Genomic DNA, 13,362 nt, shown 5'->3' with positions numbered 1-13,362 from the left:
CTTCGCCGGAAAAACCAGGCGTGACGAAAAACAGTTGCTGGATTCGATCAGCTACGCTGCGCGGCCACGACGACGACCTCGATGAGGCATGCCGGGTTCGCCAGCTTCGCTTCGACCGTTGCGCGCGGCGGCGTGGCGTCGGCGGCAACCCACGTATCCCACACGGCGTTCATGCCGGCGAAGTGAGCCATGTCGGAGATGTAAATCTGCACGGACAGCAGATGCGACTTGTCGCTGTTCACCTCGGCGAGCAGGCGGTCGATGTGGCCCAGCACTTCGCGTGTCTGGCCGGCGATGTCCTGGTTCGTGTCTTCGGCGATCTGGCCGGCGAGGTAGACGGTACCGTTATGCACAGCGGTTTCCGAAAGACGCGGGCCAACGTGGTGACGAATGACTGCCATGAAAAATCCTGTGATTGAGGTTGAAGATAACCGGTTGGGCAAACCGCGGCGCGCAACCCAATATTATGACGCGCCTGATGTTTCGCCGATGAAGAAGCGCCGCGCGATGTCAATCTGCTCGTCTGCGAGGAAAGCGGGTGCATGTCCGACGCCCGGGATTTCGACGCTCGATACAGCGCGCCCCTGCCCGATCATTTTTTCGACTGTTTCACGCGAAAGCAGATCGGACAACTCCCCGCGAACCACGAGCACCGGACCTTCGGTCGCCGCCAGCGAACGCCACAGCGCGGCTTCGCCCAGCGCTGTCATTTCTGGCGTTGCAGCGGCAAACGGCTGCGCGATGCGCGGATCGTAGCGAAGCTGCCACGCGCCATCGCGCTCGTGCAGCAACGGGGTATTGATCTCGCGCCACTCATCGGGCGTGAGCGGTCCGAACGACGCCGCGAGCAGCGCAGCGTAATCGATACCCTGCTGCAAGGCCTCGAAACGCGCCGGCTTGCCGAGATAGTCACCGATGCGCGAGAGCGCCACCGGCTCGACATGCGGCCCCACGTCGTTGACCAGCATCCTGCGGACCGGCGAATCCGGCACGCCCGCCAGCGCCATGCCAATCAGGCCGCCCATCGACGTGCCGAACCAGTCGACCGATTGCACATCGAGCCGCGCGATCAGCGTGATCATGTCGCTGACGTACTGCGGCACGGCATAGTAGTTGGGGTCGGAAAGCCATGAGGACAACCCCCGGCCCACCACGTCCGGGCACACCACGCGATACGTATCGGCGAACGCAGCCGCGAGCCGGTCGAAATCGCGCCCCGTTCGCGTGAGGCCATGCACGCACAGCAGCACGCGCGGATTGGCCGGATCGCCCCACTCGGTGTACGCGACACGATGCAGGCCACCCGGGCTTATGCACTGCACTTCATGCTGGCGAGGTGACGCGAAAGGTGTGGCGGTCGTCATCGGTGAGTCTCCTGGCCGGGGCGCGGCCGTTGTTCCGGAAGAGAATGCAGCGTGCCTGATATGCAGCCTCAGACAACCGCTCGACATGCAACCGATTGTAAACCGCTTTGCCGCGCGTCCGCCCCCTGGCCGAACGGTCTACGAGAGCCACACCCCGCGTCACTCCGGGCTGGCTCACACTGAACCCAAAAAGAAACGGGCGGAACTCACGTTCCGCCCGTCTTTATCAACATGGAGACGCATCGAGCCGATGCCGCCCCGATGTCTGTGCCCGAAACCGCGCCCGTCAGCCCACCGCGCTCACATCGAGCGGCGCGCCCGTCTTCGCCCTGATTTCATCCACGCTCACGCCCGGCGCCAGTTCGACCACCTTCAGGCCGTCGTCCGTGACGTCGATCACGCCCAGGTCCGTGATGATCCGGTCGACGACGCCCACGCCCGTCAGCGGCAGCGAACATTCTTCGAGGATCTTGTGCTGGTCGCCCTTCGCGACGTGTTCCATCAGCACGACCACGCGCTTGACGCCCGCGACCAGATCCATCGCGCCGCCCATGCCCTTGATCATCTTGCCCGGGATCATCCAGTTGGCCAGATCGCCCTTCTTGCTGATCTGCATCGCGCCGAGAATCGCCAGGTTGATGTGGCCGCCGCGAATCATCGCGAACGAATCCGCCGACGAGAAAATCGACGAGCCCGGCAGCGTCGTAACCGTCTGCTTGCCGGCGTTGATCAGGTCGGCGTCCACTTCTTCTTCGGTCGGCGACGGGCCGATGCCGAGCAGGCCGTTTTCCGATTGCAGCCACACTTCGACGCCCTTCGGCACGTGGTTCGCCACCAGCGTCGGCAGGCCGATGCCGAGGTTCACGTAAAAGCCGTCCTGCAGTTCCTTCGCCGCGCGCGCGGCCATTTCGTCACGATTCCATGCCATGATCAGTCTCCTTTCGCGCGGACGATGCGTTGTTCGATACGTTTTTCCGGATGCGCGTTCAGCACGATGCGCTGCACGAAAATGCCCGGCGTATGAATCGCGTCCGGATCGAGTTCGCCGGTTTCCACGATTTCCTCGACTTCCACGACGGTGATCTTGCCGGCCATCGCGCACATCGGGTTGAAGTTGCGCGCCGTGCGGCGATAGATCAGGTTGCCGGACTTGTCGGCCTTCCACGCCTTCACGAGCGCGACGTCGGCGGTCAGCGAATGTTCGAGCACGTAGTGGTTTTCGCCGAACTGGCGCGTTTCCTTGCCTTCGGCGATCAGCGTGCCGTAGCCGGTATTCGTGAAGAACGCAGGAATGCCCGAGCCGCCCGCGCGCAGCTTCTCGGCAAGCGTGCCTTGCGGCGTGAATTCGAGTTCGAGTTCGCCGGCGAGAAATTGCCGCTCGAACTCCTTGTTCTCGCCGACGTACGACGAGATCATCTTTTTGATCTGGCGCGTTTCCAGCAGCAGGCCAAGGCCGAAACCGTCGACGCCCGCATTGTTGCTGATACACGTGAGGCCCTTAGCGCCGGTGTCGCGCAGCGCGGCGATCAGCGCTTCGGGAATGCCGCACAGGCCAAAGCCACCGACGGCGAATGTCTGCCCGTCCTTGACGATGTCTTTAAGCGCGTCGGCCGCGCCTGGATAGACCTTGTTCATCAGTTTGTCCCTTCCTCGATTGGAATTCCGAAATCCGGATCGGTGCGATACCCGTGAATCATACGACGCCGCCGTGCCATCGTCCGGTTCAGCGGTGACTTCGCCACCTGTTGATCTGTTCGAAAGGGTACGATGGCGCGCCCATGCGGCACAATACGCAAAAGTACATAAGTATTTGTCACCGTATCCCGCCGCTTCAGGCTTCACCCGCGCACCTTATGCCCGCACTGGATTATCAAACCGCCTTTCATCTCGCGCCGATCGGGCTCGTGCTTTCGCGCGAGCGGATCATCGAGGACTGCAACGAGCAGCTGGCGTCGATTTTCCGCTGTCCGCGCGAATCGCTGATTGGACAGTCTTTTCAGGTGCTGTACCCGTCGCCGGATGAATTCGAGCGCATCGGCGAGCGCATTCAGTCGATCATGACCGCGCAGGGCAGCTACGCCGACGATCGCATCATGAAGCGCGCGGGCGGCGAACTGTTCTGGTGCCACGTGACTGGACGCTCGCTCGAGCGCACCGAGCCGCATGCAGTGGGCGTGTGGACGTTCGAGGATCTCAGCGCGACGCGGCGGGTCGCGGTCGAACTGACGCCGCGCGAACGGGAAATCGCCGCGCAACTGGTGACAGGCAAGACGAGCAAGCAGATTGGGCGGGCGCTGGATATCAGCTCGCGGACGGTCGACGTCTACCGGTCGCGCCTGATGCGCAAGTACGACACCGGCAACGCCACCGAACTGCTGCAACGGCTGCTCGGACATTGAGGCCTGCGTGCGGGTGCCGTGCGTGTCGGGGCGGCGATGTCAGAGGCCGGCTCCCGGTCGGGGGCGCCGTGCCCACAGCACAACAAACCGTTCAGGCCGCCTTCACGAGCGTGGCGTGCTCGATCGTCGAGCGCAACAGATCAGGAATCGGCACGGATTTGCCCGCCGCGTAGTCGATCCACACGCAGCGCGCGGCGCCGCGTGCATAGACGGTGTCGGGGTCGTCGGCACGGGTCAGCTTGAAAGCGGTGTCGAAGCTGCTGCGCCCGGGCGTGCCGACCGACATGCGACCGATCACATCGCCGGGATAGTGAAGCTGCTTCAGAAACTCCATCGATGCGTTGACGATAACAGGCCCCTGCCCTTCGCCGTTGCCGCCGGCGATGCCGAGCACCTCGAACCAGGAAATACGCACCTGCTCCATGTAACGGAAATAGACCGTGTTGTTCACATGGCCAAACGCGTCCATGTCGCCCCAACGGATCGGCATGGACATCTCAAAAACGGCGTGGTGTTCGCTCATCGTACTTCTTCTGCAGGTTGAAACAGAATCCGCGCGAGGGCCGGGAGCGGTTCGTGGACCACCCGGCCGCCGCGCCTATAAAGAACGCTCAGGCAAGGCCGAAGCCGTCGTCGGCGGTAATGATCGAGCCGTTGATGAACTGCGATTCGTCGGCCGCGAGCAGCAGAAGCAGGCCGTCCAGGTCTTCCGGCTTGCCGACGCGATGCCGCGGCAGCATGGAGACCAGCTTCTGCCCCTGCTCCGTCGACCAGTGATGGTGATTGATTTCCGTGTCGATATAGCCCGGGCAGATCGCGTTCACGTTGATGCCATGACGGCCCCACTCCAGCGCCATCGATTTGGTCATGTGGACGACCGCGGCCTTGCTCATCGAGTACAGGCCGATCTGCGGCAGCACCCGCAACCCGGCCACCGAAGCGATATTAATGATGCGGTACGCCGGTTTCTGCGCGCCGCCGCTGCCGCGCATCATCATCCGCTTGGCCACTTCCTGCGCGACGAAGAATGCGCCGCGGGTATTCGTGTCGAACACGTATTCGAAGTCGGCTGGCGTGACTTCGGAGAGCTTCTGGGTGGTCGAGACGCCCGAGTTGTTGATGAGAATGTCGATGGTGCCGGCTTCCGTCTCGGCGTGCGCCACCGCCGACTTGATGCTCTGGTAATCGGTCACGTCCAGCGAAACGACGTGCGCCGCGCCACCGGAAGCCTCGATTTCGGCGCGCAGCTCCTTCAGGCGCTCGGTGCGGCGGCTTGCCAGCACGACCTTCGCGCCCGCCTGCGACAGCACCTGCGCGAAGCGCTTGCCCAGCCCGCTCGACGCGCCGGTAATCAGCGCGACCTTGCCTTCCAGATTGATCGAACGGCCCATTGTCGTTCCTTTATTGAGTTCGGTTGATGCGGCGGCTGCCTGAACCAGGCATCCGCGAAGAAGGGTTAAACCGTATCACAAAAATAGAACGGTCGTGCTAATGTAGACGACTCGGGTTGCGGCGTCCAGGTCCTTCCCGGACAATACGATCCCGAAAAAAGCATTCTAACGGTAAGAGGAGCATCAATGACCCCCGCAAGTCTCATTGAACAGTACGGCCCGCGCGAGTCGATGGAATATGACGTGGTGATCGTCGGCGGCGGGCCCGCGGGGCTGTCCGCGGCGATCCGTCTGAAGCAGCGCGCGCAGGAGGCAGGCGTCGAAATCGGCGTGTGCGTGCTGGAGAAAGGCTCGGAGGTCGGTGCCCACATTCTTTCGGGCGCGGTGATGGACCCCCGCGCGCTCACCGAACTGATCCCCGACTGGAAGGAAAAAGGCGCGCCGCTCGACGTCGAGGTAACCGAAGACCGCTTCCTGTTCCTGTCCGAAACCAGCGCGAAATCAGTGCCGAACTGGGCGCTGCCGGATAACTTCAAGAATCACGGCAACTATGTGATCAGCCTCGCGAACGTCACGCGCTGGCTGGGCCAGCAGGCCGAGGCGCTGGGCGTCGAGATCTTCCCGGGCTTTCCGGCCGCCGAAATCCTCTACAACGACGACGGCTCGGTCAAGGGCGTCGCCACCGGTAATCTGGGCATTGGCAAGGACGGCGAGCCGACCGAAAACTTCCAGCTCGGCATGGAGCTGCACGCGAAGTACACCCTCTTCTGCGAAGGCGCGCGTGGGCACCTGGGGCGCCAGCTCAACGACAAATTCAGGCTGCGCGACGGCGTCGACCCGCAGGTCTACGGCATCGGCATCAAGGAACTGTGGGAAATCGATCCGGCGAAGCACAAGCCGGGGCTCGTGATCCACACCGCCGGCTGGCCTCTGCAAAACGACACGTACGGCGGCTCGTTCCTCTATCACATCGACAACAATCAGGTGATGGTGGGTTTTGTCGTCGGGCTCGGTTATTCGAATCCGTATCTGTCGCCGTTCGAGGAGTTCCAGCGCTACAAGACTCACCCGGCGATCCGCGCATTTCTCGAAGGCGGCAAGCGTGTTTCATATGGCGCGCGGGCGATCACCGCCGGCGGCCTGCTGTCGCTGCCGAAGCTGGTATTCCCGGGCGGCGCGCTGGTCGGCGACGATGCGGGCTTCCTGAACGCCTCGCGCATCAAGGGCTCGCATGCCGCGATCAAGACCGGGATGCTGGCCGCCGACGCCGCGTTCGACGCGGTCCAGGCCGGCCGTCAGGCCGATGAACTCGCGGCATACCCGGAAGCGTTCAGGACGTCGTGGCTGCACACCGAGCTGTACCGTGCGCGCAACTTCAAGCAGTGGATGAGCAAGGGCCTGTATCTGGGCACGCTGATGGTGGGGCTCGAGCAGAAGGTGCTGGGCGGCAACGTGCCGTGGACGCTGCATCATCAGCATTCCGATCACGAGATGCTCAAGCCCGCGTCACAGTGCAAGCCGATCGTGTATCCGAAGCCGGACGGCAAGCTGACGTTCGACCGTCTGTCGTCGGTGTTCATCTCGAACACGAATCACGAGGAGAACCAGCCGGCACATCTGACGCTGAAAGATCCGTCGGTGCCGGTGAACGTGAATCTGGCGACGTACGCGGGCCCGGAAGCGCGTTACTGCCCGGCGGCGGTGTATGAGTTCGTGAAGAACGACGACAACAGCGAGCGGCTCGTGATCAACGCGCAGAACTGCGTGCATTGCAAGACGTGCGACATCAAGGACCCGACGCAGAACATCGTCTGGGTCACGCCCGAAGGCGGTGGCGGGCCTAATTATCCGAATATGTGATCCAGCTGCGCCGTGATGCAGTAAAAAGCCCCGCTCGGTCGCGGGGCTTTGTGTTTTACGGCGCCTGCATCATTCGCCGTACGAAAGCGCTGTGCAGCGCGAGCCGACGTCAGCGCCTCAAGGCGCGCTTGCCGCGATCTTCGGCGTGGTGACGACGACGTCGCCACATTGCGCGCGATGCCGCAGCGCGTGATCGATCATCACCAGCGCGAGCATCGCCTCGGCGATCGGCGTCGCGCGGATGCCGACGCACGGATCATGACGCCCGAACGTTTCGACGACAGCCGGTTGCCCGGCCTTGTCGATCGAGCGACGCGGCGTACGAATACTCGACGTCGGCTTGATCGCGATCGAAACCGTCACGTCCTGCCCGGTCGAAATACCGCCGAGCACGCCGCCCGCATGATTGCCGACGAAGCCTTCCGGTGTCAGTTCGTCCCCATGCACCGAGCCGCGCTGCGCGACGCTCGCGAAGCCCGCGCCGATCTCCACGCCCTTCACCGCGTTGATGCCCATCATCGCGTGTGCGATGTCGGCGTCGAAACGGTCGAAGAGCGGTTCGCCGAGGCCCACCGGCACGCCTGATGCCACCACGTTGATACGCGCGCCGATCGAGTCGCCATCCTTGCGCAGCGCGTCCATATATGCTTCGAGCCGCGGCACGATGTCGGCGTTCGGCGCGAAGAACGGATTCTCGCGCACATGCGACCAGTCGACGAACGGCACGTCGATCTCACCCAGCGCGCTCATGTAGCCGCGAATCTCGGTGCCGAAGCGCTCGCGCAGCCATTTCTTCGCGACCGCACCCGCCGCGACCGCCGGCGCCGTCAGACGCGCCGACGAACGGCCACCGCCGCGATAGTCGCGGATGCCGTATTTCTGCCAGTAGGTGTAATCGGCGTGCCCCGGCCGGAACGTATCGGCGATGTTGCCGTAATCCTTGCTGCGCTGGTCCGTGTTGCGGATCAGGAGCGCGATCGGCGCGCCGGTGGTCGTGCCTTCGAAGACGCCCGAGAGAATCTCGACCTTGTCCTCTTCCTGGCGCTGCGTCACGTGGCGCGACGTGCCCGGCTTGCGGCGATCGAGTTCGAACTGGATGTCGGCTTCCGTCAGGGCCATTCCCGGCGGACAGCCATCGATGACACAGCCGATTGCCGGACCATGCGATTCGCCAAAGGTCGTGACGGTGAAAAGCGTACCAAGGGTGTTGCCGGACATGAGCGTCGTCCAAAGAAAGGCGGGGAAGCCGCTATTATGCCAGCCCGTCCGCCCGTACGCGCCCTCCGGCGAGCGGCGCGGGCCGTGGGCGAACGCCCGCGACCATCAGGAAACGCGTACCCGGACCGGGCCGTAAGGCCACGCTAACCCGACGACCGTGGCGCCGCGGCTATTTACGCGCGCCGCGCAACTCAGTCACGATCTGCTGCAAGCCTTCCGGCGTCACGGTGGCCGGATCGAGCGGTTCGCCGACCGCGAGCGTCAGACGGCTCATCATGCCCTTGCGAACTGGCCGCGGCAGGTGCGCGGACTCGTGCCGCGAAAACACGCTGCCCCACAGCCCGCGCAACGCCATCGGGATGACCGGAACCGGCGTGCGCTGGATGATTTCGCTCACGCCGTGCCGGAATGGATTCAGATCGCCCGTACGGGTCAGCTTGCCTTCGGGGAAGATGCACACCAGATCGCCTTCGGCGAGCGCTTTCGCACAGGCCTCGTAGGCACGCGTGAGCATCTCCGGGTTCTCGTGCGCGGGTGCGATCGGGATTGCCTTCGCCTGACGAAACAGCCAGCCGGCGAACGGCGAGCGGAAAATCCGGTAATCCATCACGAAACGGATCGGCCGCGGGCTCTCGGCCATGATGACGACCGCATCGACATAGCTCACGTGATTGCACACGAGCACCGCGCCGCCCTCTTCGGGGATACGTTCGGCATGCACGAGGCGGATGCGATAAAACGTGTGGACCAGCAGCCACGCGACAAAGCGCAGCAGAAACTCCGGCACCAGCGAATAGATATACGTGGCGACGACGATATTGAGTATCGCCGTCACGAGAAAGAGGCCAGGAATGCCGACGCCCGCCGCGCCCAGCGCAACCGCCATCAGCGACGACACGATCATGAACAGCGAATTCAGGATATTGTTCGCCGCGATGATGCGCGCGCGATGGCCGGGCTGGCAGCGGCTCTGGATCAGTGCGTAGAGCGGCACGCTGTAGAAGCCGCCGAACATCGCGAGCAGGAAAAGGTCCGCGAGGATACGCCAGTGCGGCGGCAGCGAAAGAAACTCGCCGACCGTGAGCAGATGCGTGGCCGGTGGAAGCGCGTGGCTCGCGAAGTACAGGTCGATGGCGAACACGCTCATGCCGATCGAGCCGGGTGGCACGAGGCCGATTTCGATGCGGCGTCTCGACAGCCGTTCGCACAGCAGCGAGCCGGTGCCGATGCCGATCGAAAACGTGCCGAGCAACACCGTGACGACATCCGGGTTCGCCGAGAGCACGTCCTTCGCGAAGGTGAAAAACGACGACAGGAACGTGGCGCCGACGAACCACAACCACGAAATGCCGAGCAGGCTCAGGAACACCGTGCGGTTTTCGCGGGCGAGTTTCAGATTGCGCCACGTTTCGCTGACCGGATTCCAGTTGATGCGCAGCTCCGGATGCGGCGCGGCCGACTCCGGCACGGCACCCGACACGAGCCGCCCGATCAGTGCAATCGCCACGCACCCGCACGCGAGCACCATGGCGCCGTATTCGACAAAGCCGGCTGCCGCTCCACCGACGATCGTTCCGATCAGGATCGCGACGAACGTGCCCATCTCGACCATCCCGTTGCCGCCGACGAGCTCCTGCTTCGACAGATGCTGCGGCAGATACGCGTATTTCACCGGCCCGAACAGCGTGGAATGGACGCCCATCAGGAACGTGCAGACATACAGCAGCGCCGCGCTGTGAAGCACGAATCCCGCCCCGCCGATCAGCATCACGCCGATCTCGAACGTCTTCACGAAACGCGTGAGCATCGCCTTGTCGTACTTGTCGGCGATCTGGCCCGAGGTGGCCGAGAACAGGACAAACGGCAGGATAAACACGGCGGCAATCAGAAAGGCGGCCGTCTTCGCGTCGACACCCGAAAACCGCGCGGTCTGAAACGTGACCAGCGACGAGAAGCCGATCTTGAAGACGTTGTCGTTCATCGCACCGAGAAACTGCGTCCAGAAAAACGGCGCGAAGCGGCGCTCCCGCAACAGGCGGAACTGCGATTCGTGTTCCCCGCCAGGACGGCTGGCGCGACGGACTCCGGGCAATGGGCGATCGTTCATGAAAACGGTGATCAGGACGTGAAGCAAGGGCGACGGGCGCCCCGCGCGGACACAAAAAAAGCGCACGCTTTCGCGCGCGCTTTCTGCTCAGGTTCCATCTTTACCGCAGCGACGCATTGAACGCGGACGGCGCTCTGCCCTGTCCGCTCCGGCGAGCGCTCAACGCGTCTGTTCCGGCTCCTGCTCGGGCCAGTCGCGGATATACGCCTTCAGCATGCGATTTTCGAAACCCTGTTCCTCGACGACCGCCCTCGCGACGTCGTAGAACGAGATCACGCCCATCAGCGTGCGACTTTCCATCACGGGCAGGTAGCGAACGTGATGCTCGAGCATCATGCGGCGAACTTCGTTCACATCCGTTTCCGGCGTGCAGGTGAGCGGATGGTCGTCCATGATCTTGCGGATCGTCGACGTGCCGACGCTGCCACCATTCTGGCGCAGCGTCAGGATGATTTCGCGGAAGGTCAGCATGCCGACCAGATCGCCGTATTCCATGACGACCAGCGAGCCAATGTCGTGCTCGGCCATGGTGTTGACTGCTTCGCTCAGCGCGGTATCGGGCGTGACGGTGAAAAGCGTGTTGCCCTTGACCTTGAGGATGTCGCTGACTCGCATGATTGTCTCCTGTGATGCCTTAAAGCCTGACTGACTTTCGATCCTAGCGGAAAGGGGTGCAAAAGGAAAGCGGGCAAACCGCATGCGGACGCGCCCGGGCCCCGGTGATACGATGGCCCCCACTTTCATCCTTCGCCGGGCCCGCCGTGGCTCCGCCGCTCACGATGTCCGCCAACCGTTTCGACACGCTTGCGCTGCACGCCGGCGCTGCTCCCGACCCGACGACCGGCGCCCGCGCCACGCCGATCTACCAGACCACCTCGTTTTCGTTCCGCGACGCCGACCACGCCGCATCGCTCTTCAACATGGAGCGCGCCGGCCACGTGTATTCGCGGATGTCGAACCCGACCGTCGCCGTCTTCGAGGAGCGCGTCGCCGCGCTGGAGAACGGTGCCGGCGCGATCGGCACCGCCAGCGGCCAGGCCGCCCTGCACCTTGCGATCGTCACGCTGATGGGCGCCGGCTCCCACATCGTGGCATCCAGCGCGCTTTACGGCGGCTCGCACAACCTGCTGCACTACACGCTGCGGCGTTTCGGCATCGAGACGACGTTCGTCAAACCGGGCGACCTCGACGCCTGGCGCAGCGCGCTACGCCCCAATACGCGGCTGCTGTTCGGCGAAACGCTCGGCAACCCGGGCCTCGACGTGCTGGATATCGCCGCGGTCGCGGGCATTGCCCATGCGCACCGCGTGCCGTTGCTCGTCGATTCGACGTTCACGACGCCGTACCTCATCAAGCCGTTCGACCTCGGCGCCGACTACGTCTACCACTCGGCGACCAAGTTTCTCGGCGGACACGGCACGACGATCGGCGGCGTGCTGGTCGATGGCGGCACATTCGACTTCGAGGCGTCCGGACGCTTTCCCGAAATGACCGAACCGTACGAGGGCTTTCACGGCATGGTGTTCGCCGAGGAAAGCACCGTCGCGCCGTTCCTGCTGCGGGCCCGCCGCGAGGGCCTGCGCGACTTCGGCGCGTGCCTGCATCCGCAGGCCGCCTGGCAGCTGTTGCAGGGCATCGAGACGCTGCCGCTGCGCATGGAGCGCCACGTCGCGAACACGCGCAAGGTGGTCGCGTTTCTGGCCAGCCACGCCGCCGTGCAATCCGTCGCGTATCCGGAACTGGAATCGCATCCGGATCACGCGCTCGCGAAGCGTCTTTTGCCGCGTGGCGCGGGCGCGGTATTCAGCTTCAACCTGCAGGGCGACCGCGCCGCCGGGCGCCGGTTCATCGAAGCGCTATCCCTTTTCTCGCACCTCGCGAACGTCGGCGACGCGCGCTCGCTCGTCATCCATCCCGCGTCGACGACGCATTTCCGCATGGACGCCGCCGCGCTGGCCGCCGCCGGAATCGCCGAAGGCACGATCCGGCTGTCGATCGGCCTGGAAGATCCCGACGACCTGATCGACGACCTCAAGCGCGCGCTGAAGGCATCGCAGAAATCCGCCGGCACGGGCGCCGCGAAGGGCACCGCACCCAGGGAAGGCGGCGCGCGCAAGGAGTCCGCATGATTCTCGACGTTCACGGCCAGTCCGCGTACGCCTACACCGGCGGCAAGCCGTTCGATCCGGCGCTCCCGACAGCCGTGTTCATTCACGGCGCCGAACACGACCACAGCGTATGGGCGCTGCAGACCCGCTACTTCGCGCACCACGGCTTCGGCGTGCTCGCGGTCGACCTGCCGGGGCATCACCGCAGCCGCGGGCCCGCGTTGCGCGACATCGGCGCGATGGCCGACTGGCTGGCCGCGCTGCTCGACGCGGCGGGTGTCGCGCGCGCGTTCTGCGCGGGCCACAGCATGGGCTCGCTCATCGCGCTCGATTTCGCCGCGCGTTACCCCGAGCGCGCGACCCATCTCGCGCTGCTCGCCACCGCCGCGCCCATGGCCGTTTCTGACGCGCTGCTCGACGCGGCCGCGAACCGCGAGCCCGACGCCATCGCGATGGTCAACCAGTGGTCGCACTCGACCATCGCCGCCAAGCCGTCGTGCCCAGGCCCGGGCTTCTGGCTGCACGGCATGAACCAGCGGCTGATGGAGCGCGTTGCCGCCACCGGCGAACCCCGCCTCTTTCATGCGGACTTCAGCGCCTGCAACGCTTATACCGAAGGCATCGCGCGCGCCGCGCAGGTGCGATGCCCCGTGCGGTTGATCGTCGGCCAGCGCGACGCCATGACGCCGCCACGCGCCGCGCGGACGCTCGCCGACGCGTTTGCGGCCGCCGGAACCGCCGTCGACACCGTCACGCTGGACGCGGGGCATGCGCTGATGACGGAGCAACCTGACGCAACGCTCGACGCCCTCTTCACGTTTGCATCCCGCCCCGCCACGACTACCTGAACCTGCCCGACAGCCACCACGATAGCGAATCCCACCGGCGCGCACCATCGGCCGGAAGGCCAGGTTG

Annotated in this window: 13 protein-coding genes; 4 read left to right on the top strand and 9 right to left on the bottom strand. The window is 64.4% G+C overall.

The features are described from left to right. Positions 1-47: 47 nt before the first annotated feature. The 4 genes from BLV45_RS04615 to BLV45_RS04600 form a co-directional block, all read right to left on the bottom strand. Entirely contained in the window at positions 48-401 is a 354-nt protein-coding gene (locus BLV45_RS04615; protein WP_090529550.1) for a RidA family protein, read from the bottom strand. 63 nt (positions 402-464) lie between these two features. Continuing rightward, positions 465-1,364 (bottom strand): alpha/beta fold hydrolase, encoded by a 900-nt coding sequence (locus tag BLV45_RS04610; protein ID WP_090529547.1) that lies wholly within the window; start codon positions 1,362-1,364, stop codon positions 465-467. 286 nt (positions 1,365-1,650) lie between these two features. Then, positions 1,651-2,292 (bottom strand): CoA transferase subunit B, encoded by a 642-nt coding sequence (locus BLV45_RS04605; protein ID WP_090529544.1) that lies wholly within the window; start codon positions 2,290-2,292, stop codon positions 1,651-1,653. A gap of 2 nt (positions 2,293-2,294) precedes the next feature. After that, positions 2,295-2,999 carry a CoA transferase subunit A gene (locus BLV45_RS04600; protein WP_090529541.1) on the bottom strand — a complete coding sequence of 235 codons (705 nt, stop codon included), beginning with the start codon at positions 2,997-2,999 and terminating at the stop codon, positions 2,295-2,297. 218 nt (positions 3,000-3,217) lie between these two features. Between BLV45_RS04600 and BLV45_RS04595 the strand changes: the two genes are divergently transcribed. Continuing rightward, positions 3,218-3,763, top strand: coding sequence for a PAS and helix-turn-helix domain-containing protein (locus tag BLV45_RS04595; protein WP_090529538.1), 546 nt, complete (start codon positions 3,218-3,220; stop codon positions 3,761-3,763). 91 nt (positions 3,764-3,854) lie between these two features. Here the strand turns inward: BLV45_RS04595 and BLV45_RS04590 are convergent, their stop codons facing one another. Both BLV45_RS04590 and BLV45_RS04585 read right to left on the bottom strand, forming a co-directional pair. Further along, positions 3,855-4,286 (bottom strand): acyl-CoA thioesterase, encoded by a 432-nt coding sequence (locus tag BLV45_RS04590; RefSeq protein WP_090529535.1) that lies wholly within the window; start codon positions 4,284-4,286, stop codon positions 3,855-3,857. A gap of 88 nt (positions 4,287-4,374) precedes the next feature. Then, the gene (locus tag BLV45_RS04585) at positions 4,375-5,154 is read right to left on the bottom strand and encodes an SDR family oxidoreductase (protein WP_090529531.1); all 780 of its coding nucleotides are present in this window, start codon (positions 5,152-5,154) and stop codon (positions 4,375-4,377) included. A 186-nt stretch (positions 5,155-5,340) separates the two neighbouring features. Here BLV45_RS04585 and BLV45_RS04580 point away from each other — a divergent pair, with 186 nt between their 5' ends. Further along, positions 5,341-7,014, top strand: a complete 1,674-nt coding sequence (locus BLV45_RS04580; protein WP_090529528.1) for an electron transfer flavoprotein-ubiquinone oxidoreductase — start codon at positions 5,341-5,343, stop codon at positions 7,012-7,014. A gap of 117 nt (positions 7,015-7,131) precedes the next feature. On the opposite strand, the gene aroC is transcribed toward BLV45_RS04580, so the two are convergent. The 3 genes from aroC to BLV45_RS04565 all read right to left on the bottom strand — a co-directional run bounded on the left by aroC (position 7,132) and on the right by BLV45_RS04565 (position 10,954). After that, positions 7,132-8,232 (bottom strand): chorismate synthase, encoded by a 1,101-nt coding sequence (aroC, locus tag BLV45_RS04575; RefSeq protein WP_090529525.1) that lies wholly within the window; start codon positions 8,230-8,232, stop codon positions 7,132-7,134. A 169-nt stretch (positions 8,233-8,401) separates the two neighbouring features. After that, a complete protein-coding gene (locus tag BLV45_RS04570; RefSeq protein WP_090531115.1) occupies positions 8,402-10,339 on the bottom strand; it encodes an MFS transporter in 1,938 nt (645 codons plus the stop codon). A gap of 159 nt (positions 10,340-10,498) precedes the next feature. After that, positions 10,499-10,954: a CBS domain-containing protein gene (locus BLV45_RS04565; protein WP_090529522.1), complete on the bottom strand. Its 456-nt coding sequence runs from the start codon at positions 10,952-10,954 to the stop codon at positions 10,499-10,501. Between the two features lie 164 nt (positions 10,955-11,118). Here BLV45_RS04565 and BLV45_RS04560 point away from each other — a divergent pair, with 164 nt between their 5' ends. Further along, positions 11,119-12,468: an O-acetylhomoserine aminocarboxypropyltransferase gene (locus BLV45_RS04560; protein WP_090531112.1), complete on the top strand. Its 1,350-nt coding sequence runs from the start codon at positions 11,119-11,121 to the stop codon at positions 12,466-12,468. Beyond that, positions 12,465-13,295 carry an alpha/beta fold hydrolase gene (locus tag BLV45_RS04555; RefSeq protein WP_090529519.1) on the top strand — a complete coding sequence of 277 codons (831 nt, stop codon included), beginning with the start codon at positions 12,465-12,467 and terminating at the stop codon, positions 13,293-13,295. The genes BLV45_RS04560 and BLV45_RS04555 overlap by 4 nt, the downstream gene beginning before the upstream one ends. Positions 13,296-13,362: the final 67 nt, after the last annotated feature.

This window comes from Paraburkholderia sartisoli (assembly GCF_900107685.1).
GTDB lineage: Bacteria > Pseudomonadota > Gammaproteobacteria > Burkholderiales > Burkholderiaceae > Paraburkholderia > Paraburkholderia sartisoli.
This window is presented reverse-complemented; position numbering and strand designations above follow the sequence as displayed.

Excerpts from the sequence above, each read along its gene's own strand:
- BLV45_RS04615 (WP_090529550.1), bottom strand. The coding sequence starts at position 401 with ATGGCAGTCATTCGTCACCACGTTGGCCCGCGTCTTTCGGAAACCGCT.
- BLV45_RS04610 (WP_090529547.1), bottom strand. The coding sequence starts at position 1,364 with ATGACGACCGCCACACCTTTCGCGTCACCTCGCCAGCATGAAGTGCAG.
- BLV45_RS04605 (WP_090529544.1), bottom strand. The coding sequence starts at position 2,292 with ATGGCATGGAATCGTGACGAAATGGCCGCGCGCGCGGCGAAGGAACTG.
- BLV45_RS04600 (WP_090529541.1), bottom strand. The coding sequence starts at position 2,999 with ATGAACAAGGTCTATCCAGGCGCGGCCGACGCGCTTAAAGACATCGTC.
- BLV45_RS04595 (WP_090529538.1), top strand. The coding sequence starts at position 3,218 with ATGCCCGCACTGGATTATCAAACCGCCTTTCATCTCGCGCCGATCGGG.
- BLV45_RS04590 (WP_090529535.1), bottom strand. The coding sequence starts at position 4,286 with ATGAGCGAACACCACGCCGTTTTTGAGATGTCCATGCCGATCCGTTGG.
- BLV45_RS04585 (WP_090529531.1), bottom strand. The coding sequence starts at position 5,154 with ATGGGCCGTTCGATCAATCTGGAAGGCAAGGTCGCGCTGATTACCGGC.
- BLV45_RS04580 (WP_090529528.1), top strand. The coding sequence starts at position 5,341 with ATGACCCCCGCAAGTCTCATTGAACAGTACGGCCCGCGCGAGTCGATG.
- aroC (WP_090529525.1), bottom strand. The coding sequence starts at position 8,232 with ATGTCCGGCAACACCCTTGGTACGCTTTTCACCGTCACGACCTTTGGC.
- BLV45_RS04570 (WP_090531115.1), bottom strand. The coding sequence starts at position 10,339 with ATGAACGATCGCCCATTGCCCGGAGTCCGTCGCGCCAGCCGTCCTGGC.
- BLV45_RS04565 (WP_090529522.1), bottom strand. The coding sequence starts at position 10,954 with ATGCGAGTCAGCGACATCCTCAAGGTCAAGGGCAACACGCTTTTCACC.
- BLV45_RS04560 (WP_090531112.1), top strand. The coding sequence starts at position 11,119 with ATGTCCGCCAACCGTTTCGACACGCTTGCGCTGCACGCCGGCGCTGCT.
- BLV45_RS04555 (WP_090529519.1), top strand. The coding sequence starts at position 12,465 with ATGATTCTCGACGTTCACGGCCAGTCCGCGTACGCCTACACCGGCGGC.